Annotated in this window: 16 protein-coding genes and 4 tRNA genes; 6 read left to right on the forward strand and 14 right to left on the reverse strand. The window is 56.1% G+C overall.

Annotated features, from left to right (window positions below):
- Window positions 1-43 precede the first annotated feature (43 nt).
- The gene (gene pyk, locus ABJM11_RS22335) at window positions 44-1,492 is read left to right on the forward strand and encodes a pyruvate kinase (RefSeq protein WP_348295558.1); all 1,449 of its coding nucleotides are present in this window, start codon (window positions 44-46) and stop codon (window positions 1,490-1,492) included.
- Window positions 1,493-1,970: 478 nt separating this feature from the next.
- Here the strand turns inward: pyk and ABJM11_RS22340 are convergent, their stop codons facing one another.
- The 3 genes from ABJM11_RS22340 to zwf are packed head-to-tail and all read right to left on the reverse strand — an operon-like array spanning window position 1,971 to window position 4,838.
- Window positions 1,971-2,618, reverse strand: coding sequence for a bifunctional 4-hydroxy-2-oxoglutarate aldolase/2-dehydro-3-deoxy-phosphogluconate aldolase (locus ABJM11_RS22340; protein ID WP_348295559.1), 648 nt, complete (start codon window positions 2,616-2,618; stop codon window positions 1,971-1,973).
- A gap of 38 nt (window positions 2,619-2,656) precedes the next feature.
- Window positions 2,657-3,376, reverse strand: a complete 720-nt coding sequence (pgl, locus tag ABJM11_RS22345) for a 6-phosphogluconolactonase (RefSeq protein WP_348295560.1) — start codon at window positions 3,374-3,376, stop codon at window positions 2,657-2,659.
- Window positions 3,363-4,838, reverse strand: a complete 1,476-nt coding sequence (gene zwf, locus ABJM11_RS22350) for a glucose-6-phosphate dehydrogenase (RefSeq protein WP_348295561.1) — start codon at window positions 4,836-4,838, stop codon at window positions 3,363-3,365. The genes pgl and zwf overlap by 14 nt, the downstream gene beginning before the upstream one ends.
- A 215-nt stretch (window positions 4,839-5,053) precedes the next feature.
- On the opposite strand from zwf, the gene ABJM11_RS22355 reads away from it, so the two are divergent.
- From ABJM11_RS22355 to ABJM11_RS22370, 4 genes are all read left to right on the forward strand, one after another.
- Window positions 5,054-5,923, forward strand: a complete 870-nt coding sequence (locus tag ABJM11_RS22355; protein WP_348295562.1) for a MurR/RpiR family transcriptional regulator — start codon at window positions 5,054-5,056, stop codon at window positions 5,921-5,923.
- Window positions 5,924-6,201: 278 nt separating this feature from the next.
- Window positions 6,202-7,527 carry a carbohydrate porin gene (locus ABJM11_RS22360; protein WP_348295563.1) on the forward strand — a complete coding sequence of 442 codons (1,326 nt, stop codon included), beginning with the start codon at window positions 6,202-6,204 and terminating at the stop codon, window positions 7,525-7,527.
- Between the two features lie 246 nt (window positions 7,528-7,773).
- A complete protein-coding gene (pulA, locus tag ABJM11_RS22365; protein ID WP_348295564.1) occupies window positions 7,774-10,929 on the forward strand; it encodes a pullulanase-type alpha-1,6-glucosidase in 3,156 nt (1,051 codons plus the stop codon).
- Window positions 10,930-10,960: 31 nt separating this feature from the next.
- Window positions 10,961-11,386 (forward strand): hypothetical protein, encoded by a 426-nt coding sequence (locus tag ABJM11_RS22370; RefSeq protein WP_348295565.1) that lies wholly within the window; start codon window positions 10,961-10,963, stop codon window positions 11,384-11,386.
- 72 nt (window positions 11,387-11,458) lie between these two features.
- Here the strand turns inward: ABJM11_RS22370 and ABJM11_RS22375 are convergent, their stop codons facing one another.
- From ABJM11_RS22375 to ABJM11_RS22425, 11 genes are all read right to left on the reverse strand, one after another.
- Window positions 11,459-13,312 (reverse strand): SurA N-terminal domain-containing protein, encoded by a 1,854-nt coding sequence (locus ABJM11_RS22375; RefSeq protein ID WP_348295566.1) that lies wholly within the window; start codon window positions 13,310-13,312, stop codon window positions 11,459-11,461.
- Window positions 13,313-13,483: 171 nt separating this feature from the next.
- The gene (locus ABJM11_RS22380) at window positions 13,484-13,756 is read right to left on the reverse strand and encodes an HU family DNA-binding protein (RefSeq protein ID WP_027832426.1); all 273 of its coding nucleotides are present in this window, start codon (window positions 13,754-13,756) and stop codon (window positions 13,484-13,486) included.
- Window positions 13,757-13,994: 238 nt separating this feature from the next.
- The gene (gene lon, locus ABJM11_RS22385; protein WP_348295567.1) at window positions 13,995-16,412 is read right to left on the reverse strand and encodes an endopeptidase La; all 2,418 of its coding nucleotides are present in this window, start codon (window positions 16,410-16,412) and stop codon (window positions 13,995-13,997) included.
- A gap of 159 nt (window positions 16,413-16,571) precedes the next feature.
- Window positions 16,572-17,855, reverse strand: a complete 1,284-nt coding sequence (gene clpX, locus ABJM11_RS22390; RefSeq protein ID WP_348295568.1) for an ATP-dependent Clp protease ATP-binding subunit ClpX — start codon at window positions 17,853-17,855, stop codon at window positions 16,572-16,574.
- 77 nt (window positions 17,856-17,932) lie between these two features.
- Window positions 17,933-18,568, reverse strand: coding sequence for an ATP-dependent Clp endopeptidase proteolytic subunit ClpP (gene clpP, locus ABJM11_RS22395; protein WP_027832428.1), 636 nt, complete (start codon window positions 18,566-18,568; stop codon window positions 17,933-17,935).
- Window positions 18,569-18,749: 181 nt separating this feature from the next.
- Window positions 18,750-20,057 (reverse strand): trigger factor, encoded by a 1,308-nt coding sequence (tig, locus tag ABJM11_RS22400; protein ID WP_348295569.1) that lies wholly within the window; start codon window positions 20,055-20,057, stop codon window positions 18,750-18,752.
- A gap of 370 nt (window positions 20,058-20,427) precedes the next feature.
- Window positions 20,428-20,511: transfer RNA gene (locus ABJM11_RS22405), tRNA-Leu, on the reverse strand.
- A gap of 42 nt (window positions 20,512-20,553) precedes the next feature.
- Window positions 20,554-22,302, reverse strand: coding sequence for a reverse transcriptase domain-containing protein (locus ABJM11_RS22410; RefSeq protein ID WP_348295570.1), 1,749 nt, complete (start codon window positions 22,300-22,302; stop codon window positions 20,554-20,556).
- Window positions 22,303-23,018: 716 nt separating this feature from the next.
- Window positions 23,019-23,094, reverse strand: a tRNA-His gene (locus ABJM11_RS22415).
- Between the two features lie 94 nt (window positions 23,095-23,188).
- A tRNA-Arg gene (locus ABJM11_RS22420) sits at window positions 23,189-23,265 on the reverse strand.
- A 51-nt stretch (window positions 23,266-23,316) separates the two neighbouring features.
- Window positions 23,317-23,393 (reverse strand) — tRNA-Pro (locus ABJM11_RS22425).
- Between the two features lie 164 nt (window positions 23,394-23,557).
- On the opposite strand from ABJM11_RS22425, the gene folD reads away from it, so the two are divergent.
- Complete coding sequence (gene folD, locus ABJM11_RS22430) at window positions 23,558-24,415, forward strand: bifunctional methylenetetrahydrofolate dehydrogenase/methenyltetrahydrofolate cyclohydrolase FolD (protein WP_348295571.1); 858 nt, start codon at window positions 23,558-23,560, stop codon at window positions 24,413-24,415.
- Window positions 24,416-24,618: the final 203 nt, after the last annotated feature.

Below are 24,618 nucleotides of genomic sequence, written 5' to 3' on the forward strand. Positions count from 1 at the left end.
ACCATCTGAAAGCTCGACCGCAAAACAAAAGGAAACTCGAACCATGCTCAGGCGTACCAAGATCGTCGCCACCCTCGGCCCCGCCACTGACTCGCCAGAATCGCTGTCAGCCATTATCGCCGCCGGCGTAGACGTAACTCGTCTGAATTTTTCTCACGGCAGCGCTGAAGATCATATGGAACGCGCCCGCCGGGTGCGGGAATGCGCCGCCGCCAATGGCCGGTTCGTTGCCCTTCTGGCAGACCTTCAGGGGCCGAAACTGCGCATTGCACGCTTCTCCGAGAACAAGGTCACACTCAAGGCCGGCCAGCAGTTTATCCTGGACGCTGCCATGGACAAGGAAGCCGGTAACGAGGACCGGGTTGGCATTGATTACGAGCAGTTGATCGAGGACGTCAAGCCGGGCGACATCCTGGTACTGGACGATGGCCGCATCGAAATGGAGGTCGAAACCCTGGATGGCACGAGCATCACCTCACGGGTTCTTATCGGTGGCCCACTGTCCAACAACAAAGGACTCAACAAGCGCGGCGGCGGCCTTTCAGCAGAAGCACTGACTGAAAAAGACAAACAGGACATCAAGACCGCCGCTCGTCTCGGTGCTGACTACGTAGCCGTGTCTTTCGTGCGTACCGCAGATGACATGCATGTTGCGCGTCGCCTGCTAAAGGAAGCCGGCTCAGAAGCCCGCCTGGTTGCCAAGATCGAACGCGCGGAACTGGCCCACGACAACGCCGCACTGGATGCGGTTATTGATGCGTCTGATGCGGTCATGGTTGCCCGGGGCGACCTGGCCGTGGAAATCGGCGACGCTGAGTTGGTGGGTGTCCAGAAGCACATCATTAACCGTGCCCGTGCCCTAAATACCGTCGTTATTACTGCCACCCAGATGATGGAATCCATGATCGAAAACCCTATGCCTACGCGGGCGGAGGTTTCCGACGTGGCCAACGCAGTCATGGATTATACAGACGCTGTCATGCTGTCTGCCGAAACAGCGGTTGGCGACTACCCCACGGAAGCCGTGGAGGCGATGGTGCGCATCTGTATCGGTGCTGAAAAACAACCCTCGATGCACCAGTCAAAGCACCGGATTCACGAGACCATGGAGCACGTGGACGAGGCCATCGCCCTGTCCGCGATGTACGCGGCCAATCACCTGGAGGGGGTCACGTCGATCATCTGCATGTCGGAAACGGGCGCCACTCCCCTGCTGATGTCCCGCATCAAATCGAGCCTGCCGATTTTCACCTTCTCCCGCCATCATTCCACTCAGCATCGGGTGACGCTGTTCCGTGGTGTACAGACTGTGCCGTTTGACTCAGCGGCGATGCCGCCGGAGCAGACGAACTCCCGTGCGGTGGCTGAACTGGTCCGGATGGGTGTGGTCAAGGAAGGCGACCTGGTTGTCATTACCAAAGGTGACTATGTGAATGCCCAGGGTGGCACCAACACCATGAAGATTGTTCGTGTAGGGGCCGATATTCGCTGATTTTCTCTTAATTGGGAGGGGCCTTCCCTTGTAGCCTTCTGGTTTGGTGCTGGGAGACTGCGGGGCGGGGTGCCCCAAAACCGCTACGAGCACGTCCATGTGCGCTTGGAATTGGCCATCCATGGCCAATTACATTTTGGGACACCCCGCCCCGCAGCCTCTGTTTGAACCTTTCTGATATCGCCAGATATCACTGTTTTTGTAGGTCGGATTAGCGAAGCGTAATCCGACAAATGGCAACGATACGCATCACAACGTCGGATTACGCTTCGCTAATCCGACCTACATTTATTGGTGAAGCACCCAAAGCGTTATCTTCGGAGCCAGAACAAGCGGTTGGTGGTAGGGCCGTTCGGGAATGTAATTGGCCAAGGATGGCCAATTCCAAGCGCACATGGATGTGCTCGTAGCGTTTCCCGAACGGCCCTACCACCAACCGCGAACACCCCGATCTCTCAGGCTACAGTCCGCCGATAACTCAAAGGTCAGCAAGACTACCGCGAACTATCTCCGAAATCTGATCCCAGTCACCGGAGTCAACCGCATCAACCGGAGTCAACCAGGTACCACCAACGGCAGACACATTGTCGAGGGCCAGATAGTCTTTGGCGGTGTTCCGACGGATGCCGCCGGTCGGGCAGAAGGTGACGTCCGGGAAGGGCCCGGAAAAGGCCTTCAGGGCCGGGATGCCGCCAGCAACTTCGGCCGGGAAGAACTTGAATTCGCGGTAGCCAAGGTTGTAGCCCACCATCAGCTCGGAGATGGTGGAAATGCCCGGCAACAAAGGGGCTTCGGAGGTGACACCAAACTCGAGGATGGCCTCGGTAACACCCGGAGTGATCACAAACTGGGCACCGGCGGCTTCCACCTGGCGGTACTGGGCAATGCTGGTTACCGTGCCGGCCCCTACCCAGGCGTCGGGGATGGCTTTTCGCACCTCCTCGATGGCTTTTATGCCATGGGGCGTGCGCAGGGTAATTTCCAGAACGCGGATGCCACCGTCAACCAACGCCTGACACAAAGGCAACGCCTCATCCGGATCGTTGATGGTGATGACGGGAATCAGTGGTGAGGCGCTCAGCACCGACCGGACGCGTTCGCGGTGGAAGTCGGACAGTTGGTTCATACATTTCTCCGGAAAAACATGTCAGTAGCGAGCAGCTCTCAGGCGCTCCAGAAAATCTGCAACCCGGGCTTGAGGAAAGCCCGAACGGGCATTTCCTTGACCTGCGAGATATTACGGCAGGCAGCCTGCAGGGTTTCCAGCTTGTCGTCGCCCTTCAGGTGCAACGCTGTCAAGCCTGCCTGACTCAATGCCCGCAACGTGAGCGTGATCCGCTCCTGGGGCTGGGAAGGTGGGGTCATCGGCGAGACGATGGCCGCCGACTCGGGGTCCAGCGCCTGGTCCAGCTCAGGCGCATCCGGAAACAGCGAGGCTGTATGACCGTCATTGCCCATACCCAGAATCAGCACATCCAGTGGTAAATGAAGATCAGCGAGCGCAGCTTCCACGGCGGCCAGGCCATCAGCCGGGGTTTTACCGGGCTGCTTCAGTGCCAGGTATCTGGCTTCCGAAGCCGGGCCCTGCAGCAGGTTTTCCCTGACCAGGCGGGTATTGCTGGCGCCGTCGGTTTCCGGTACCCAGCGTTCGTCCGCCAGCAGGACATCAATCCTGGCCCAGTCCAGGGGTTTCTCCCGCAGAGCTTCGAAAAATGGTAACGGGGTTGAGCCACCGGAAACCACCAGGCTAGCCCTGGGCGCAATCAACAGTCGTTCAGCAAGGTGCCTGGCAACCGCATCCGCCAGGGCAAAACCGGCATCCTCAGGGGTATCAAAAAAATGCGCGTCCACCGCTTCCGGCAGATTCAGGTCATGCATCTTCATACCAGCTCCTTCCATCACGGGTTATCATGGCAATCGAGGCTACCGGCCCCCAGGTCCCCGCGGCATAACGCTTTGGCGGTACACCGCTGTCCTCCCAGTTACGCATGATCTGATCGACCCATTGCCAGGCGTGCTCGACTTCATCGCGGCGCACAAACAGGTACTGGTTGCCCTTCATGACCTCCCACAGCAGACGCTCATAGGCGTCGGGGATGCGGTCGGTCTCGAACGTTTCCGAAAAGGTCAGCTCCAGCGGCCCCTGGCGCAGCCGCATACCCTTGTCCAGCCCCTGATCCTTGGTGAGGATTTGCAGAGACATACCTTCGTCAGGCTGCAAACGTATGATGAGTTTGTTGTTCGCAAGGTGTTTCTGGTCCGGGTCGAAGATGTAGTGCGGTGCCGGCTTGAAGTGGATAATAATCTGCGACAGCTTCTCCGGAAGTCGCTTGCCGGTGCGGATATAGAACGGGACCCCAGACCAGCGCCAGTTATCAATCTCCGCTTTCAGGGCGACGAAGGTTTCGGTCTTGCTTCCCTTGATGGCACCCTCTTCTTCCAGATAACCGGGCACCGGCTTACCACAACTGGTTCCGGCGGTGTACTGGCCGCGCACCACGTGCGTATCCATCAGGTCCGGCGTTATCCGGCGCATGGCCTTCAGCACTTTCACCTTCTCGTTGCGGATACTGTCAGCAGAAAGGTCCGAAGGCGGATCCATGGCGATGAGGCATAACAGCTGCAGGAGGTGATTCTGGACCATGTCGCGAACCTGGCCTGCCTTGTCGAAATAGCCCCACCGGCCCTCGATACCCACACTCTCGGCCACTGAGATTTCCACATGGGAAATGTGGTTCTGGTCCCACTGGGAGGCGAACAGGTTATTGGCAAAACGCAGGGCAATCAGATTCTGTACCGTTTCCTTGCCCAGGTAATGATCAATACGGAACAGCTGGTTTTCGTTATAGACTTCACCAAGCTCGTCGTTGATCACCTTGGAAGATTCGAGGTCATGGCCGATAGGCTTTTCAACCACCACGCGCGTGTCCTGATCACAACAGCCGTTATTCCGCAGATTACGGGCAATCACACCGTACATGGAGGGCGGCGTAGCCATATAGACAATCAGATTGCTGACTTCTGTGCTGCGCCAGTCATTTAGGGCGCTGTAGCCATCGGGGTTGGTAAAATCGAGGAACTGGTAGTCAACGCGCTGGAGAAATCTTTCTGCCACATCAGCATCGAACTCGCTCTTCTTTACATGCTCACGGAGCTTATCGAGAAGCATTCCACGAACCTCCCCGGTGTCCGCCTTGTTTCTCGCGATGGCAAGAATTCGGCTGCCTTTGTGCAGCAGCCCGGCACGCTCAAGCTGATACAGCGCAGGAAACAACTTGCGTTGCGCCAGGTCGCCCAGCGCTCCAAACATCATCAGGTCACAGCGGGTATTTATCGGGTCAGCCATCGGTTCCTTCTCTCTGTGTTTTCGTGCGGAACTGCTCAGCCCGCACGAATCGAGGCGTCAATGTAGTAATTTTATGCAAATAATGACACCTGAAATGAAATTTTCCAAGGATATTTTCCAATTAATGACACTTTTACTACCACAAATTGCCACAAAACGCGCTATAATCACCGCGGATTTTGACAAGAAAGCCGATAAATCAGGGAGTATTCTCAATGGCTGCCAATCAGGCGCAACGCGACGACAATCTGCTCGAAGATATCCAGCTGAGGCTGGACACGCTTAACAAATCCGAGCGTAAGGTTGCCGAGGCAATTCTTCGCGACCCCAGCGCCGCAACCCGATACAGCATTGCTGCACTGGCCAGGGCCGCTGATGTCAGCGAACCGACCGTCAACCGGTTCTGCCGCGGGTTTTCCGCCACCGGCTTCCCTGATTTCAAAATACGCCTTGCCCAGAGTATAGCCACTGGCACACCTTATATCGGCCAGAACGTAGAGCCTGATGATACGGTGGCAGAGTTTGCGGACAAAATCATGCTGACGACCATCGCCGGCCTGGATAAAGCACGTCAAGCACTTGATCCCAAAGCGCTGTCTGCGGCCATCGATTACCTGATCCAGGCCAAGCAGATCAACTTCTTTGGCATGGGCGGTTCCGCCCCCGTTGCCATGGACGCCCAGCACAAGTTCTTCCGCTTTAATATTCCGGTGATGTCGTACGACGATGCGCTGATGCAGCGGATGGTCGCCGCTGGCTGCAGCACTGGTGATGTCATCGTTCTTATCTCCTACACCGGGCGCACCCGCGAAACGGTAGAGATCGCCCAGCAGGCCAGGAATAACGGTGCCACGGTAATAGGGATCACCATGCCCGGCTCACCGCTTGCCGAAGCCTGCACCGTGGTTATCGAGGTCACTGCACCGGAGGACACCGAAGTCTACATGCCCATGTCATCACGCATTATTCACCTGACCGTGATCGATATTCTGGCCACCGGTGTCACACTCAAGCGTGGCGCGGACTTCCTCGGCCACCTGAAGAAAATCAAGGAAAGCCTGAAACCGACACGGTTTCCGGTGTAGCCAATACCCCTGTTGGTGCCCGGAATCCACTGATTTGCGGACTCATCCCTCTACGCCCCTCCTCCCCCTGAAAACTCACCCCCCTTTTTCTTCAGGGCGGAGGATGTACTCATCCGCCGGTTACAGGACTATGAAATCCGGTTTCCCAATGTCTGATTGGCAGAAGCTGCAATCACGGGAACCGGAGGCCTGATCCGGAACCAGCTGTCCCCTGACAGAATGCCCGGAACTCCGCTTCCCTGACATTCAAAAAAGACAAAAAGCACAGGACACAGATGATGCAGAACAATAAGCGCTATTTCCCGAATAAACTCCCGCTTGCGGCTGCGGTCACAGCTGCCATCATGGCTACGCCCGCCATCGCCGTTGAGTTCCACGGTTACGCCCGCTCAGGCCTTTCCACCAACACCAGCAGTGGCGGGGAACAAACCTGTTTCGGTAGCGGTGCCAACGGCCACTTTGTCGGACGCCTTGCAGACGAATGCGACACTTATGCTGAACTGGCCTTTGGCGACCAGCTCTTCAGCCAGGACGGTAAAACGTTCCGCTTCGATTCCATGGTTTCCTACGAAGCCATCAACCAGGGTAACGACTACCAGGCATTTGACGGCGCCGACGATGTCAACGGCGTCGATTTTGCCGGCGAGGAAACCACTCACAACAACGGCAACCCCTATAGCGGCGGCGAAGTAGCGGTGCGTCAGCTTTACGTGTCCGGCACTAACGTCATCGAATCTCTGCCTGGCGCCACGCTCTGGGCTGGCAAGCGCTACTACAAGCGTCACGACGTGCACCAGCTGGACCTGTACTATATTAACAACTCCGGCTACGGTGCCGGCGTTGAAAACATTCAGGCCGGTGCTGGCCAGTTCTCCGCTGCATGGATCAACTTTGACAAGCAGGAAAGCGACACCATCGTTCAGAACAACAAGCTGGACCTGCGCTACGCCTTCCCGGTTGGCGAAAGTACGCTGACACTGGCGGGCATCTATGGCATGGCCGACCTGACCGATGAGCAGGAAGCGGCCGACATCATGGACGAGGATGGTTTCTTTGGTACCGTTGAGCTTGCGACGGGCTTTATGGGCGGCTTTAACAAGTTCGTCCTGCAGTATGCGACCGACTCACTGGGCGAAGCAGCATTCAATAACCAGGGTGGCAATTCAAGCCTCAATGGGCCCTACTACCCCGGTACGCTTGAGAAGAGCTGGCGGGTTCTGAACCATGGTGTAATCAAACTCGGTGGCCCGTGGGAGCTTGGCTACTCCGCCCTGTATTCCAAAGGTGAAACCTACGGCCCGATCAATGAAGAAGAACCCACCCGCCTGAGCGTTGTTGCTCGCCCGATCTACAACTGGAACTCCGTGACCAGCACGGCTCTGGAAATTGGCTACGAGGACGTGCACCAGCCCTATAACGACGAAGAGACCGATCTGCAGAAGGTAGCCATTGCGCAGCAGTGGAGTGCCGGTCCCGGTTACTGGGCACGCCCGGTGATCCGCGCCTACGCCGCAGCGTTCTTTGGCGATCAGGCGGAAGCCGCTCGCAGTGAGGGCATCGATGGCGACATCCAGATCGGTGCCCAGATCGAAACCTGGTGGTAAGGCTCTAAACCCCACACACTCTCGTTGGACCTCCTTGGGCCGGCTTTTCAGCCGACCTTTTTTGTGCGCTCTCCCTTTACTTTCTACTCCCCGTACGCCCCGCGGACTACGCCTGCAAAAGTCGGTTGCCGAAGGATGTGTGTCGCCTGTCATCGCGCAACCATGAAACTGCCACGTTTGCGTGCAGGTTCGCCCCTTCACGCAAGGTATTTATCAAACAAAAACAATGGAAAAAGGATATCTGTCATGCCTGACCATAAACTGGTTGCAGGCGGCTGGGCTCTAGCTCTGTCCCTGGCCCTTGTCGGCTGCAACTCTGGTAGCAACAGCTCACCTTCCGATTCCGGCGATAGCGGGGGCGGGGACTCCACCGCCCTGCTGGAACCCGGAGAGAACGAAGCCGTCCTCTACTATAACCGCCCCGCCGGAGACTATGATGGCTGGGGACCTCACCTGTGGAATGACGCAGCGGCCGGTTGCGATGGGCTCGCGGAAGGCGTCCCCACGGAATGGGCCAGCCCCCGCCCACCCAGTGGCGTGAACGACACCTACGGTGCCTACTACATCATCCCCATGCGCGAAGGCGGCGACTGCATGAACTTCATCATGCACAAGGGCGATGAGAAAGACCTGGGAGGCGATGACAAGCGCTGGCACTTCGGCGCCCTGGGCAATCGGATCTTTACCGTCAGCGGCAGCCAATTGCTCTCGCCCGATCCGATCGAAGCCGAAGAACTGGCCATCGACGGCGCCAAAGCACACTGGCTGGATGCCAACACTCTGGTCTTTGCGGACACCGCCACAGCAACCCGCGTGGAACTTCGCTACGACGCCAATGCCGGCATCACCGTGGATAACGCCAACAAGGCCCTGAACGGCGGCACCACGATTGAGCTGAGCGCAACCACTCTGTCGCCAGAGCTGGCAGAGGCCTTCCCTCACCTGGCGGACTGGCCCGCCTACACCGTGGAGGCCGACAACCAAACCACGGCAGACGCCTTGCGCGGACAACTGATTGCCGGCGCCTACAACGGCAATGATGAATTGATATCCGCCACGCGCCTTCAGATCCCGGGCGTACTCGACGACCTCTATGCCTACGACGGCACGCTGGGCGCTACCGTCAACGGCGCCGATACCGAGTTTGCGGTCTGGGCCCCAACAGCTCAGAGCTTGCGCCTGCACGTATTCAACGCCGATGGCAGCATGGTGAATGGCTACCCCGTGGACATGACTCGAGACAACAGCGTCTGGAGACATACCGGCAACACGGCCGATGTCGACCGTAAGTTTTACCAGTATGAAGTGACGGTCTACCACCCGCGTACCGATGCCATCGAAACCACCATGACGTCGGACCCTTACGCCCTGAGCCTGTCCGAGAACGGCGTGTATGCGCAGGTCGTCAACCTGGATGACAGCGATCTCAAACCGGCCAACTGGGACAGCCTGACGCCTCCAGCAGTGCAGGCACCCGAGGACGTCGTGGTGTATGAAACCCATATCCGCGATTTCAGCGCTACCGACGAAACCGTTGCCGCTGCCAATCGGGGCAAGTACGCCGCCTTTACGGAATCCGCCAGCGATGGTGTCACCCACCTCGAAAGCCTGGCCAACGCCGGCATTACGCATCTCCATCTGCTGCCGACCTTCGATATCGCAACGATTAACGAAGACCCGGCCAACGTCGTCAACATTGACGACGACTTCAGCAAGCTGTGCGACCTGTCTGACGAAGCCGCAGCGAACTACGCGGATCTTTGCAGCAGCGGCGATACCATCCGCACGGTACTGGCATCCTTTGACCCGACAACCGGCGACGCCCAGGCGCTGTATGGCACCTTCCGTGGCCTCGATAGCTTCAACTGGGGCTACGACCCGGTGCATTACACCGTCCCGGAGGGCAGCTACGCGTCTGACGCCAACGGTGTCACCCGGATACTGGAGTTCCGTGAACTGGTGCAGTCGGCCACCGATATGGGCCTCAATGTCGTGCTGGATGTGGTCTACAACCACACCAACGCTTCCGGACTTGCCGACAAGTCGGTGCTCGACAAGCTGGTGCCCGGCTATTACCACCGTCAAAACCCTGAAACCGGGGTGGTGGAACAGTCCAGCTGCTGCGAGAACACTGCATCCGAACACCGGATGATGGAGAAGCTGATGATCGATTCGCTGGTGACCTGGACCCGCGAGTACGGCGTGTCCGGATTCCGCTTCGATCTGATGGGCCACCACATGCTGTCCAATATGGAAAAGGCGCTGGAGGCGGTAACCGCCGTCGATCCGGACACCTATTTCTACGGCGAGGCATGGAACTTTGGCGAAGTGGCCAATAATGCCAGGGGTATCAACGCCATCCAGCCGAATATGGCGGGCACTGGCATTGGCTCCTTCAACGATCGCCTGCGCGACGCAGTGCGTGGCGGCGGGCCCTTCGACGGTGGTGACGCGCTACGGGCTAACCAGGGCTTCAGCAACGGCCTGTTCAGCATCCCCAACGATCGCAACAGCGGCAGTGACGCCGAGAAAAACCGGTTACTGCAGGTCAGTGACTGGATCCGCGTCGGCATCGCCGGCAGCCTGAGCGACTACCCACTCGTCACCGCCGATGGCACCACCAGGACCGGCGCGGAGATCGACTACAACGGCCAGAACGCCGGTTACACCAGCGATCCCCAGGAAATCGTCAACTACGTCTCCAAACACGACAACCAGACGCTCTGGGATAACAACCAGTACAAGGCGGATTTTGCCACCACACGCCAGGAACGGGCGCAGATGCAGGTGGTTGGTCTTTCGCTCCCGATCCTCAGTCAGGGCATTCCTTTCATCCACATGGGTTCAGAACTGCTGCGTTCCAAGTCCATGGAGCGGGACAGCTACGACTCCGGAGACTGGTTCAACGAAGTGGACTTCAGCTATCAGGAAACCGCCTGGAACCGTGGTCTGCCCCGGCAGGACAAGGATGGCGCCAACTGGGACCTGATTACCGAAATCATCGGCCAGTTTGAAACCGGCCCTGGGGCCAGCGAAATCAGCTACACCCGTGAACAGGTCGAAAAACTGCTGGCGGTTCGCAGCGAAAGCGAGCTCTTCCGGCTACCAACAGGCGAAGCCATCAACCAACGGCTTAACTTCCACAACACGGGGGCGGATCAGCTACCGGGCGTGATTCTCTTCAGCCTGGATGATGGACCGGACAATGGGCTGGCTGACCTGGACAGCGATGTCGACCAGATCGTGGTGGTCATCAACAGCGCCGGCTCGGCGCGATCCCTGGACACCGGCCTGAGTGACACCTTCACCGTCATGGCTGATACCTCACCAACCCAGAGCGCAGCTGCAGTGAACGGTACCTTCACGGTACCCGGGCTGTCCGTTGCTGTGTTCAGCAGATAGTCGCGCTACTGCGACCACAAAGGAGAAAACCATGAACAAGAAACTCACAACACTGGCAATGGCCTCCATAATGGCCCTCACCGCCGGTTGCGCCACATCGGGTGGCAGGGATTATAGCGACTCACTGTACCTGCGGGGTCAGTTTGCCTGGTGGGATGCACTGCCGGAATACAAGGTAAAGCAGGTGGAGAACGGCCTGTATCGCACGGAAGTCGAGCTCAAGGCTGACGGCCAGCCTTATGAATTCAAATTCGGCGATGCCAACTGGTCGTCTGGCACCAACTGCGGCTATCTCTCGGAAGAAGATAAAGACGTGGAACTGAATAAACCGGTGAAAGCCAACTGCTCCGCTGTGTTCGAGAACTTCCGCTTCACTCCGCCGGAGACCGCCACCTATGGGTTTTACTTTGACGTTCGTGGTGAGACACCGGAAATCTATATTAAAGAGGCAAACTGAAAGGCCGGGGACATAGCCCCGGGCCTGATTCAACGTGAACACCAAGGCACCCCTGAGCGGGTGCCTTTTTATTTACTGGCGCTCCACTTCCGCATTCTCACGGAGGTACTGCTGGTAGGCCTGATACTCTCGCTGCCCTTCCAGGGACGCCAGGAAGTTACGGAGCTGGCCGAACTCATCCCCATCACGGTTGACATCCCCTTCATTGACGCTCTCAAGTGCAATAATAGCCACGCCATTACCGGACATTACCGAGCCATAGACGTCCTCGCCACCCTCGGGGCGCTGGAGAGAAAACACACCGGCCATGACGGCCTGGCCCAGTGCGGGGTTGTTGCGCGGCTGATCGTCGTAGGACTGCCACTCCCCAACGCCAATTTCCTCAAGCTCCTTGCCGGACTCCAGCTCCGTGATAATGGTTTCGGCGCGTTGGTTCAGGGCTTCGCGGGTCTTCTCGCGCGTCAATGCCGCGCGGATCTCTTCCGACACTTCATCCAGGGGTTGCTGCTGCGCCTCATGGTACTGGGCCACTCTGGCCACCACAGACGTATTATCACCCACATCAATCAGTTCTGTATTGAAGCCGTCTTTCAATACATCCTCGGAGAACAGCTGACGAACAAGCCCCTCATGATCAAACGGTGCCTCGCCACCTTCACGGGTAATGTTGTCTTTCTCCCGCACTTCCAGACCAAGTTCCTGTGCCGGGCCTTCCAGGTCGTCAGCGGCATAAGCCAGATCGGCAAGTTCAGTGCGAACCTCGGCAAAACGTCCTTCGGATTGGCTGCGGGCAAGCTCTCTGCGGAGCTCACCTTCCAGCTCTTCCAATGGAGGCACTTCAGACTTCTGTACATCCAGTAACTTGATCAGGTGGATACCGAAACTGGTTGAAACCGGCTCCGAGACTTCGCCTTCCTCAAGCTCGAACAGGGTTTCCTCGAACGCTTCGTCGTAAACGCCTCGACCGGCAAAACCCAGGTCGCCACCCTCTTCGGCCGAAACGGTATCAATGGAATACTCTTTCGCCAATTCGGCAAAATCTTCTCCCCCAGCCAGTCGCTCCTGAATGGTCGACATGGTCTCTTCTGCGTCTTCACCATCCTCAATCAGGATGTGGGCGGCGCGTCGCTCTTCCCTGGCCAGATCTGATGAACGCTCCTGATAATATTCGCGAAGTTCCTCATCACTCACTTCGACTGTTTCAGCGAGCGCTTCCTGGGACAGCGCAATGTAACGGGCATCGACTCTTTCAGGCTGCTGGAACGCCTCCGGGTTGTCCTGGTAATAGGCTTCGATCTCGGCCTCCGTGACCTCAACCTGACCGCTTACAGCGTCTTCAGAGAGAGTCACCACCCGGAAATCGCGCGTCTGGTTCTGGATACGTAGCAGCTGCCCTACGTTTTCCCGGGCCGCGATGCCGCTCTGGGCGATGCCCGCGCGAATCTGGTTCACGACGTACTGCTTTCGCATGGTTTCCCGGAATTCGCCCACGCCCATGCCCATATTTCTGACCGTCGCTACAAACCGGTCGCGGTTGAACGTACCGTCAACCTGAAACTGGGGCATCTGGGTAATCAGTGAGTCGATGTCCTGATCCGACAATTCCAGGCCCTGATTCTCGGCGTCCTGGGTCATGACCTTTTCCTGGATCAGAGCCTCCAGCACATCCTGGCGGACCTGGTCTTCATCCAGCAGGGAGGGATCCGGATTATCCATTTGCGACAGACGTCGCTGGCTTTCTATCTGAACGACACGCAGAAACTCCCGCTCGGTAATATCATCACCGTTGACCGCAGCAACCTCGGGCTCGCCGGAGAAGCCGCCGACAATCGCGTCCATTCCCCAGATTGAAAGTGAAACAATCAGAAGGCCAATAATGATTTTGGCAATGGTGCCCTGGGCATTTTCCCGAATATCTTGAAGCATGTTTCTCCCGGATCCCTGATCAATGTCTGTAAGGGTCTCTTAACGTAAAAAGGCGCATTCATTCAGGAATGCGCCTTGAATTCATCAGAGCTGGCTGACTGCGGTATTGCCACCGGGCCAACCGCTCCGGCAACCCCCGCCGTTCCGGGTGCTGCCAAATGAAAGCTGCCGTTATTTAACGGCGTCTTTCAGGGCCTTGCCTGCCTTGAACCCAGGCACTTTGGAGGCCGGGATCTTGATCTCGGCACCAGTTTGCGGGTTACGGCCAGTACGTGCGGCACGCTCTTTAACGGAGAAAGTACCAAAACCAATCAGTGTTACCTGATCGCCTTTTTTCAGGGCGCCGGTAATGGAAGTGGTCATGGCATCCAGAGCACGGCCAGCGGCGGCTTTGGAGATATCTGCGGATTCTGCAATTGCATCGATCAGTTCGGACTTGTTCACACTAAACCCCTTCGATTTCAGGTTGAAGATGTTATAGGTTGGTTTGTTGTTTCCTGGACGTTCCCGACTATCGCATAAGCGGTCAGAGAATTCCATTCTTCACTATTTTTATTCCTTTCGGCTACTAACCGGTGTTCGGAATAGGCATTAACTGCGCGGGAGCCCTTGATATTGGCTGCTTCACGGCGAAACAGTTATACCAATGGGCTCTCTCGCATGTCAACAACACTGCACGGGTTTAATGTGTATTTATGCGCTCTGCCGCTTCGCCGTCATCGTCCCGGGGGGTACCGGTGCCCTTTTCCGAAGACGAATCGTCGGTGAGTGGCTCGGGTGGATAAGCCAGTGCAATATCCAGAACTTCATCAATCCACTTGACCGGACGGATCTCCAGTGATTCCTTGATATTGTCAGGTATCTCTTTGAGATCACGGACATTTTCATCCGGAATGATCACGGTCTTTATGCCACCGCGATGGGCCGCCAACAGTTTTTCCTTGAGCCCCCCAATGGGCAGCACCCGCCCCCTGAGAGTGATCTCACCCGTCATGGCCACGTCTGCCCGAACCGGAATCTGGGTTAATGCAGAAACCAGTGCCGTGCACATGCCCACACCGGCGCTGGGACCATCTTTTGGCGTTGCACCTTCCGGAACGTGGACGTGTAGATCGTGCTTTTCGTGGAAATCGTCACTGATACCCAGGCCGAGTGCACGGCTTCTGACCACCGTCAATGCGGCCTGAATGGACTCCTGCATGACATCACCCAGGGAGCCGGTCTTGATAACCCTGCCCTTGCCCTTCGTCAGTGCGCACTCCAGAGTCAGCAGTTCGCCACCGACCTGAGTCCAGGCCAGACCGGTTACCTGCCCGATCTGGTTCTTCTCCTCGGCCAGACCGTACTTGAACTTCTTCACACCCGAGTAATCCTCGAGCATCTCCGGCGTGAGGGTCACAGACGCCTTCTCACCACTCTCTACGTGATCACGTACCACCTTACGGCAAAGTTTGGCAATCTCCCGCTCCAGGCCACGTACGCCCGCCTCACGGGTATAGTAGCGAATCAGGTCACGAAGGGTTTCCTGAGGGATTTCCAGCTCGTTCTTGCGCAGACCATTGGCTTTGATCTGCTTTGGCAGCAGATACTTAAGCGCGATATTGACCTTCTCGTCCTCGGTATATCCGGGAATGCGGATAATTTCCATGCGATCCAGCAGCGCCGGCGGAATGTCCATGGAGTTCGATGTGCACACGAACATCACGTCCGAGAGATCGTAGTCTACCTCCAGGTAATGGTCGTTAAAGGTGTGGTTCTGTTCCGGATCCAGCACCTCCAGAAGAGCTGATGCGGGGTCACCACGGTGGTCCATACCCATTTTGTCGATTTCATCGAACAGGAACAGCGGGTTTTTCACACCTACTTTCGATAGCTTCTGCAACAGTTTACCGGGCAGTGCCCCGATGTAGGTTTTGCGGTGGCCGCGAATTTCCGCCTCATCACGTACGCCGCCCAGAGCCATGCGGGTGTACTTGCGGTTGGTTGCGCGGGCGATGGACTGTCCGAGCGAGGTTTTACCCACACCAGGCGGGCCTACCAGGCACAGGACAGGACCTTTTACCTTTTTAACCCGACTCTGGACTGCCAGATACTCAAGAATACGCTTCTTGACCTCATCAAGACCGTAATGATCTTCGTCCAGAATTTCACGGGCCTTCTCGATGTCGTGGCGAACACGGCTGCGCTTCTTCCAGGGAATGGCCAGCATCCAGTCAATGTAGCCACGCACCACCGTTGCCTCGGCCGACATGGGGGACATCATCTTGAGCTTGTTAAGCTCCGCCTCGGTCTTCTTGCGAGCCTCTTCCGGCAGACCGGCTTCTTCCAGCTTCTGCTCAAGCTCTTCGAAATCGTTATTGCCCTCGCCCAGGCTTCCCATTTCCTTCTGTATGGCTTTCATCTGCTCGTTGAGGTAGTACTCTCGCTGGCTGCGCTCCATCTGTTTCTTGACGCGGCCGCGAATGCGCTTTTCTACCTCAATCAGGTCAATCTCACCGTCAAGCTTCCCCAGCAGCAGATCCACCCGCTGGCGAATCTCAAGTGCTTCCAGTAATTCCTGTTTCTCGGGAATTTTCAGTTCAAGATGAGCCGCCATGGTATCGGCGAGACGCTCAAGTTCAGTGATACCGGTAAGTGCATTGGAGACTTCCGAAGGCACCTTCCTGGACAGTTTGACGTACTTCTCGAACTCGTCCATCAGGGTTTTGACAAGCACTTCCTCTTCCCGTGCCGGCAGGGAGTCTTCATCCATCAACATGGCCTTGCCGGCCAGGTATTCACCATCGCCAATGCCGGTAATGGTTGCGCGGGCATTGCCCTCCACCAGAACCTTGACGGTTCCATCCGGCAGCCGCAGCATTTGCAATACGGTCGCTACGGTGCCCATGGCAAATACGTCATCGGGGCCCGGCTCGTCTGTGGAAGCATCTCTCTGGGCTACCAGCAGGATTTCCTTGTTGCCCTCCATGGCCGCTTCCAACGCCTGTATGGACTTGTCACGGCCCACAAACAGCGGCACCACCATGTGCGGGAACACCACCACGTCTCTGAGCGGCAACAACGGGTATTCTTGCACAGATTCTTCAGGTATCAGGGTCATAGAAAATCCTCTGACGATGTTTGGTTCAGCATATCACCCTTCATTGGGGCGACAGCAAAAATTGCAATCTTTTTACAGTCCGGATGCGGGTTTGTGCCTTGTACTCAGGGCATAAAAAAAGGGCGTCGCCGCCCTTTTTCACTCTAACAGCCCAGAGGTTCAGTCCTCCGGAACCGCCTTGGCGTGGTCGCTGCTGTCATAGATCTTGAACGGCTCGGACTGACCGCTGATCACGCTCTCGTCAATGACCACCTTGGAAACGTCATGCTCGGATGGAATCTGATACATCGTATCCAGCAGCGTTGCCTCCATGATGGAGCGCAAACCCCGGGCGCCAGTTTTACGCGCCATTGCCTTGCGGGCCACAGCGCGCAGGGCATCCTCACGGAAGTCCAGTTCAACGCCTTCCATATCGAACAGTTTCTGGTACTGCTTGGTTAGGGCGTTTTTCGGCTCTGTCAGGATCTGGACAAGTGCTTCCTCGTCCAGTTCCGTCAGCGTCGCAACGACCGGCAGGCGGCCCACGAATTCAGGGATAAGGCCGTACTTGACCAGATCTTCCGTTTCCACGTCCTTGATGATGTCACCGGTGTTCTTGGTGTCATCCGGGCTTTTGACCGTAGCCGAGAAGCCGATACTGCTGCGCTCGGAACGCTCCTGAATCACCTTGTCCAGGCCGGCGAAGGCACCGCCACAGATGAACAGCATGTTGCCCGTGTCTACCTGCAGGAATTCCTGCTGCGGATGCTTGCGGCCACCCTGGGGTGGTACCGAAGCCACCGTGCCTTCAATCAGCTTGAGCAGGGCCTGCTGGACACCTTCCCCGGATACATCCCGGGTAATTGACGGGTTGTCGGACTTGCGGGATATCTTGTCAATCTCGTCAATGTAGACAATGCCGCGCTGGGCCTTGTCCACATCGTAATCGCATTTCTGCAGAAGCTTCTGGATGATGTTCTCAACATCCTCGCCCACATAGCCCGCTTCGGTCAGCGTGGTTGCGTCAGCAATGGTAAAGGGAACGTTGAGCATTCGCGCCAGTGTTTCAGCGAGCAGTGTCTTGCCGCTACCGGTAGGACCGATCAGCAGGATATTGCTCTTGCCAAGCTCTACTTCGGCCTTGCCTTCACCGTAGCGCAAACGTTTATAGTGGTTATAAACGGCCACGGAAAGCACTACTTTGGCACGGTCCTGGCCGATGACATACTCGTTCAGCGTGTCGCGGATTTCGGCGGGTGTCGGAAGACGATCGCTTGCTTCTTCCTGCGCATTCTCCTGGATTTCTTCCCGGATAATGTCGTTGCACAGGTCAACGCACTCGTCGCAGATGAACACCGAGGGCCCTGCTATGAGCTTACGGACTTCATGCTGGCTCTTTCCACAAAACGAGCAGTACAGCAACTTGCCGTTATCGTCGCCTCTGCCGTTTCTTTCATCTGCCATTGAAATACCTCTGAGCTTGGTTTACCGGCGTTATTACCTGAATACGCCGGCAGGGAATGTTGCGATTACCATCAGTATTATTTATTCGGTACACGCTTATCAAGTATAGAATCGATCAGGCCATAGTCCTTCGCCTGCTGCGGATCCATAAAATTATCGCGGTCCGTGTCCTTGGCAATGGTCTCCAGCTTCTGCCCGGTATGGTGAGCAAGGATGGAATTCAGTGTGTGACGGATCTTCAGAATCTCGCGTGTGTGGATCTCGATATCCGTCGCCTGGCCCTGGTAACCACCCAGTGGCTGATGGATCATCACACGGGAATTCGGCAGACAGGCCCGCTTACCTTCAGCACCGCCCGCCAGCAGAAACGCGCCCATGCTGGCCGCCTGGCCTACACACAGGGTAGCCACGTCCGGTTTGATAAACTGCATGGTGTCGTAGATGGACATACCCGCGGTGACGGAACCACCCGGGCTGTTGATGTACAGGTGGATATCCTTGTCAGGATTCTCTGACTCGAGGAACAGCAATTGGGCCACAATCAGGTTGGCCATGTGATCCTCAACCGGGCCTACCAGAAAGATTACCCGTTCCTTGAGCAGACGGGAAAATATATCAAAAGAACGTTCGCCTCGTGCGGTCTGCTCGATAACGATTGGCACCAGGCCGGAATTGGTAACCATTGCGGGACCATCAATTGGTTTCTGCGTCATGATGCGCGTGAACTCCTTCTGGACAATGAAATGGCGTTCGTTTGCCACCGCTTTATATATCGCTAAGCCTCGTACTGCTCTGTACCTACTCTGCCAGCAGCGGGCCAAGATGAAAACAGCCGGACGTGCCGGCTGTTTTCCCTGTCAGGCGTACCGGGGACCGTCAAAGCCCCCGTGCTTTCTAGCCTTGTTGCTGCTGACCGGCCTGGATGGCTTCTTCGTACTTGAGCTTCTTTTCCTTGACCTGGGCCCTATCCAGAACCAGATCAACCACTGCATCTTCAAGAACAGATGACTCGATCTGCTGCTTCTGCTCAGGGTTGCTATTGAAATGTGCGACAACCTCTTCTGGTTGTTCATACGTCGACGCAATTTCCTGGATCTTTTCATCCACTTTAGCAGGATCCGCTTTCAGGTCATTCTGTTTGACAACTTCCTGGAACAGCAGGCCGGTTTTCACGCGACGGCGAGCCTGTTCCTCAAAAATTTCCTTGGGCAGCTGCTGGAAGTCAACCTGGCCACCGAAACGCTGTACCGCGTCCTGGCGCAAACGGTCAATTTCCTGGTCAACCAGGGCTGTAGGCACTTCAAGATCCGTGCTTTCCAGAAGCCCTTCGACAACGTCATTCTTGACCTTGTTGGAGACAGCCTGCTTGAGCTCACGTTCCATGTTCTTCTGAACTTCTTCACGGAACGCCGCTTCGTCTTCCGCGTCGATACCGAATTTCTTGAAGAACTCGGTATCCAGTTCAGGCAACTGCGGCTCCTGAACCTCGTGAATCTTGATTTCGAACTTCGCCGGCTTGCCCGCGAGTTCTTCGTTCTGATAATCCTCGGGGAAGGTTACCTCAATTTCCAGTTCTTCACCGGCTTTACCACCGACGATGCCTTTCTCAAACCCGGGAATCATCTGGCCAGAACCAAGGGTCAGCTTGTGGTTCTCGGCAGCACCGCCCTCGAACTCTTCACCATCAACGAACCCTTTGAAATCAATCAGCACCACGTCCTTGTTCTTGGACTTGCGCTTGACGGATTTCATCGTGGCCTGCTGGCGACGCAGATTGTCGATCATGGTGTCGATGTCTTTGTCGGTAATCTCGGCCTTCGGCTTTTCAACAGAGACCTTGCTGAAATCGCCCAACTCCACTTCCGGCAGTACTTCAAAGATCGCCACAAACTCGAGGTCTTTGCCCTCTTCCATGGTCTTCGGCTCGAACTTGGGCCAGCCCGCCGGGTTGATATCCTGCTCCTGAAGCGCCTTGATGTAGTTGTCACGCATGACTTCGCCCACGATTTCCTGGCGGACGCTGTCACCGAAACGACGCTTCACCACACTCATGGGCACCTTGCCCGGACGGAAACCGTTCATTTTTACTGTGCGTGCGGTTTCCTGCAGGCGTTTCTGGACCGCCTGGTCAATTTCCTGGGCGGGCACACCAATCGTCATCCGACGTTCGATGTTGGAGGTCGTTTCAACAGACACTTGCATGGAAGATCCTCAAATTACAGGTTCGGTATGTGAATGAAAATAAAACCAAAAATCCGATTCAGGGCGAATTCCCGGAAAAGGACGCAAATTTAAAAGCGGGTAGTTTATCACGGTTTGCCATGCCGAGAGAATCACCCGGTACAGGCTCTTTTGTGGGACCAGGTCACAGACACTTCAAGGAAAGAAATCAGATAAGAATGGTGCGAGAGGAGAGACTCGAACTCTCACGGGTTGCCCCACTGGAGTTGGGTCACTAACCATGCCATCCACAATGTGGTAAGGACACAGCGAGTTCCCACCGAACTGTACGTGCGACTTTCACCGCATACAGCTCTCCAGAGGCCCTTCGGCGAGTCTGTAGGAGGTGGTTTGGTGCGGGGGGAGGGACTCGAACCCTCACACCTTTCGGCATCGGCACCTAAAGCCGACGTGTCTACCATTTCACCACCCCCGCTTCTATAGCAGAGGGCTATTCACCCTCGACAGCGACCCGACATTATACATAAGACGGATCATAATGCATCTCTTGGAGACGCATGCCATCATAGCGCCCCGCGTGGATATTTACATGGCACGGCTGACAGACCGGGATTTGTTTCCGATTAATCTGTGCCATCACGCGGTTGAAGCCTTTGACTACGGTCTTGCTCCCTTTGCGCAGATGCCGCAAATGATGCATGTGGATATTTTCATCACTGCCGCAGATGCAGCAGCTCATACCCAGCTTTGACCGAGTGGATTTGCTGTACCTTTTGTACAACTCGTGAGGGTTCCTTGGGTTCACAGTGAACGCCATAGGCTCCATCCCTAGTTTGCACTCCCAGTACTGCACCACTTTGATCTGCCCGTTGTGCTCCTTTCTGACCTTGAGACTGCGTCCCCTCTTCCGAAACTGTTCCTTCATCGAGGTTCTGTATTTCTGTGCCAGGGTTTTGGCCAGAGACAGCCTGAGCAAGTAATCAATGAACTGAAGCACGCTGATATTCACCACGGGCCTGTAATAATTCACCAATCCTCGCTTGATAGCATTGTACCGCTGCACAATGTCATCTGGGTCTAGGTGCACATAGCTGCGCTTGGCAATCGCAAAGGGTTCATCATTCTTGAACTTGATAAACCGCTCGCCTAACAGCTTCTTCAGCAGGTCTCCTTGAGGAGCCCAGACTTTGAGCTGGCTCGCGTTGGACGATCTGCGCATATGATAGTGCTCAGACCCTTCCTGCTTGAGTTTTACTCTACGAATCCCTCCGTAAACGGGAGTCCCGACCCGGAATCCAAGAAACGCTGCCTTTTTTGAGCAGTGTGTGATCTTGGTCTTCTCAAAGCTCAATTCGAGCTTCAGGCTTTCCCTAAAGTACTTTGCTGCATCCACTTTGATTGCTTCAGCTAGAGCCTTGGGGCCGGTGACCCCAATGAGCCAGTCATCCGCATACCTGACATACCGTACTCTGATAAAATCAGGATCGGCAGTATCTACCGACGGTGTGACCAGCAATTGCTCTTCCAGTTCCTTGAGCCTTGCCGCCTGCTCTTTACTCGGGCGGCCTGCGCACTTGTCGAGGATGTAAGACCTCTTTCGTACCAGTGATCGGTATTCCTTGTTAGGACGGCGTTTCTTTCCCTTTGTGTGCTTTTCGGCTAAATCCGTCACCCACTGATCAAACTCGTGGAGGTAGATATTCGCCAGCACCGGACTGATAACACCACCTTGCGGCGTTCCTTTCACCGTCGAAATTAGACGGTCATCTTCGATATACCCAGCTTTCAGAAACTTGCGAATTAAGTTGAGGAACCTGTCGTCCCTAACCCTCTTCTTCAACAGAGTAATGAGCACTTCATGGTCAATTTCATCGAAGAAGCTTTTGATGTCTCCTTCGACCAGCCACTTTGTGCCGTTCCAATGCTTACAAACCTCTTCCAAGGCTGAGTGCGTACTCCGACTTTCTCTGAACCCATGACTGTGCTCGGAGAACGTTGCCCCTTCCGGGGAGTCATATATGCACTCAAGGATGGTACGTACGACTTCTTGAACTAACTTGTCTTTGACCGTTGGTATGCCCAGAGGTCTCATCTTGCCATTGGCCTTGGGAATGTATACTCGCCGAGCGGGTTGAGGCTGATAGCTCTCATCCTTTAGCTCTTCGATGATGGCCGCAATTTGCGTCATCGACATCCCATCTAGGTTCTGGCCGTCAGTCCCTGCGGTCATATTGCCCGGATTTGACTTGCTTCGTTCGTACGCCATTACGTACAGCTCAGGCCTATACAATAGTCTGTACAGGTCTCGATTGATCCACTGGTTATCAGTGTTCAATCTCTGAAGCGTACACAGTCTGTGAAATGCTTTTGAAGTCATCCGACTCACACCTCCCTGATCTGTGTACTGGCCTCCTGCCCCCCTTCGTGTAATACACTACTATGAGGGCTCCGTAGCCATATCGGTTTCCCGACTTAGGCCATCCCGAAGTTACGTTTCCGACGAAGTACATGCTTAGGTGCCCCGTTCGTCACTTTCTCCTCATTGGGAGTGTGCCCCGTGAGCGGTAATCAGATGGCTTAGGTCCTACCTTCTGATTCACAGGGAGTCCGGTTTTGTTGACTCGTGAACCGGATGGGCCTGGTATCCCCACGTGACTGGGATTCAAACAGTTTAGTCTTCACCATACATGTCTTAGCTCGCACAACGTCCAAGGAGCATCGAGTCTTGTCCCGTGTTGTGCTTTAGCGGCAGGCTTTTGTCCCCTCAACCTTTCGGCGTTGGGTTAGCCGTTGCTTTACCTACGTTACCGCAGTAGGGGAGGCCAGTGCCTCCATCGTCGAGAACGCCTCATCGGCGCACACCTAAATCCAGCGCGTCTACCAGTTCCGCCACTCTCGCACACTATTTGCGAACCCTCTCCTGCAAGGCAAGGACAGAATTCAGCAACTGCGGAAATAAACCAGGAATCACTGAGGAGAAATTGGGGTGGACGAAGGGGATCGAACCCTCGACCGCAGGAGTCACAATCCTGAGCTCTACCAACTGAGCTACGTCCACCACATCCAGACTACCGCCGGGACAACCCCAACAGGTATTCCACACTAACTTTGCTGATTCGGTGTCTCCGGGACGGTTCAGACCGTCTGCGGTATGGCGCGCCCGGCAGGACTCGAACCTGCGACCACCGGCTTAGAAGGCCGATGCTCTATCCAGCTGAGCTACGGGCGCATGACCGTTCGCCCACCTGAGTGTCCAATACCCTCCGGGTGAACCAGAAAGTGGTCGGGGTAGAGAGATTCGAACTCCCGACATCCTGCTCCCAAAGCAGGCGCGCTACCAGACTGCGCTATACCCCGTCTGAACTGAACAACAGATACCTCAGCAAAGTTGGCGCGCATATTACCGGCGCCGGGCCGGCCCGTCAACACGCATTTGGGCTTTTTCCTCACCGATTGGCGGCAGGGCCCAAGCATGAGACAATGCGACGCCTTTATTTTCGCACAACCGACAAGACAAAGACATGAGCGCCAAACTGATTAATGGAAAAGAAATCGCCGCCACGGTTCGCCAGCAGGTAGCGGCAGGAACCGAGGCCCGGAAACAGCAGGGGCTTCGCGCTCCGGGGCTGGCCGTGGTGCTGGTAGGCAATGACCCGGCCTCGCACGTTTATGTAGGCAACAAGCGCAAGGCCTGTGACGAGGCGGGCATCATGTCGCTCTCCTACGATCTGCCGGAAGACACCTCGCAGGAGGCACTGGAAGCGCTCATTGACGAACTCAATGAAAACTCTGATGTGGACGGCATACTGGTACAACTCCCGCTGCCGGCCCACATGGATGCCGATCCCATCCTGCTGAAGATCCGCCCCGACAAGGATGTGGACGGTTTCCACCCTTACAATATTGGCCGGCTGGTGCAGCGCAAACCGGCCCTGAGGCCCTGCACGCCCGCCGGCGTCATCACCCTGCTGGATAGCATTGGCACCCCGTACAAGGGCCAGCACGCCGTTATCGTGGGCGCCTCCAACATCGTTGGCCGGCCCATGACCATGGAGCTGCTGCTCAAGGGCGCTACCGTTACCGTGTGCCACAGGTTTACCGACGACCTGGAGAGGTTTGTCAGTGAAGCCGACATACTGATTGCGGCTGTTGGCAAGCCGGGGCTGATCAAAGGCGAGTGGGTCAAACCCGGAGCAACCGTGATTGATGTCGGCATCAACCGGATGGAAGATGGCAAACTGCGCGGGGATGTGGATTTCGCAGCTGCCTCAGAGCGGGCGGCCTATATTACACCGGTTCCTGGTGGTGTTGGGCCGATGACGATTGCCACACTGCTGCAGAATACGCTTTATGCGGCGAATGAGCTGCACAAGGACTGAACAGTAATCCGACAAAAGCGGTCCACTCTAAAAGCGCCACCCACAAAAAAACCCCGCGCATGCCAAGCCATTCGCCTTAAGTGTGGCTGGCAGGGCTGACAAGGCCAAAAGAAGCGCTATACTACTGGATATCCAGACAGTATGGCGCTTTTTTTATGAGCACGAAATCTTGCCAAGACCAACTACCTCGAATCCCCGAAACC

It is taken from the genome of Marinobacter sp. (assembly GCF_039977835.1).
Classification (GTDB): domain Bacteria; phylum Pseudomonadota; class Gammaproteobacteria; order Pseudomonadales; family Oleiphilaceae; genus Marinobacter.

Coding starts and splice junctions, on each gene's coding strand:
- folD (WP_348295571.1), top strand. CDS start 23,558: ATGAGCGCCAAACTGATTAATGGAAAAGAAATCGCCGCCACGGTTCGC.
- pulA (WP_348295564.1), top strand. CDS start 7,774: ATGCCTGACCATAAACTGGTTGCAGGCGGCTGGGCTCTAGCTCTGTCC.
- pgl (WP_348295560.1), bottom strand. CDS start 3,376: ATGAAGATGCATGACCTGAATCTGCCGGAAGCGGTGGACGCGCATTTT.
- tig (WP_348295569.1), bottom strand. CDS start 20,057: ATGCAAGTGTCTGTTGAAACGACCTCCAACATCGAACGTCGGATGACG.
- ABJM11_RS22360 (WP_348295563.1), top strand. CDS start 6,202: ATGCAGAACAATAAGCGCTATTTCCCGAATAAACTCCCGCTTGCGGCT.
- clpX (WP_348295568.1), bottom strand. CDS start 17,855: ATGGCAGATGAAAGAAACGGCAGAGGCGACGATAACGGCAAGTTGCTG.
- ABJM11_RS22340 (WP_348295559.1), bottom strand. CDS start 2,618: ATGAACCAACTGTCCGACTTCCACCGCGAACGCGTCCGGTCGGTGCTG.
- ABJM11_RS22370 (WP_348295565.1), top strand. CDS start 10,961: ATGAACAAGAAACTCACAACACTGGCAATGGCCTCCATAATGGCCCTC.
- ABJM11_RS22355 (WP_348295562.1), top strand. CDS start 5,054: ATGGCTGCCAATCAGGCGCAACGCGACGACAATCTGCTCGAAGATATC.
- ABJM11_RS22375 (WP_348295566.1), bottom strand. CDS start 13,312: ATGCTTCAAGATATTCGGGAAAATGCCCAGGGCACCATTGCCAAAATC.
- ABJM11_RS22410 (WP_348295570.1), bottom strand. CDS start 22,302: ATGGCGTACGAACGAAGCAAGTCAAATCCGGGCAATATGACCGCAGGG.
- clpP (WP_027832428.1), bottom strand. CDS start 18,568: ATGACGCAGAAACCAATTGATGGTCCCGCAATGGTTACCAATTCCGGC.
- lon (WP_348295567.1), bottom strand. CDS start 16,412: ATGACCCTGATACCTGAAGAATCTGTGCAAGAATACCCGTTGTTGCCG.
- zwf (WP_348295561.1), bottom strand. CDS start 4,838: ATGGCTGACCCGATAAATACCCGCTGTGACCTGATGATGTTTGGAGCG.
- pyk (WP_348295558.1), top strand. CDS start 44: ATGCTCAGGCGTACCAAGATCGTCGCCACCCTCGGCCCCGCCACTGAC.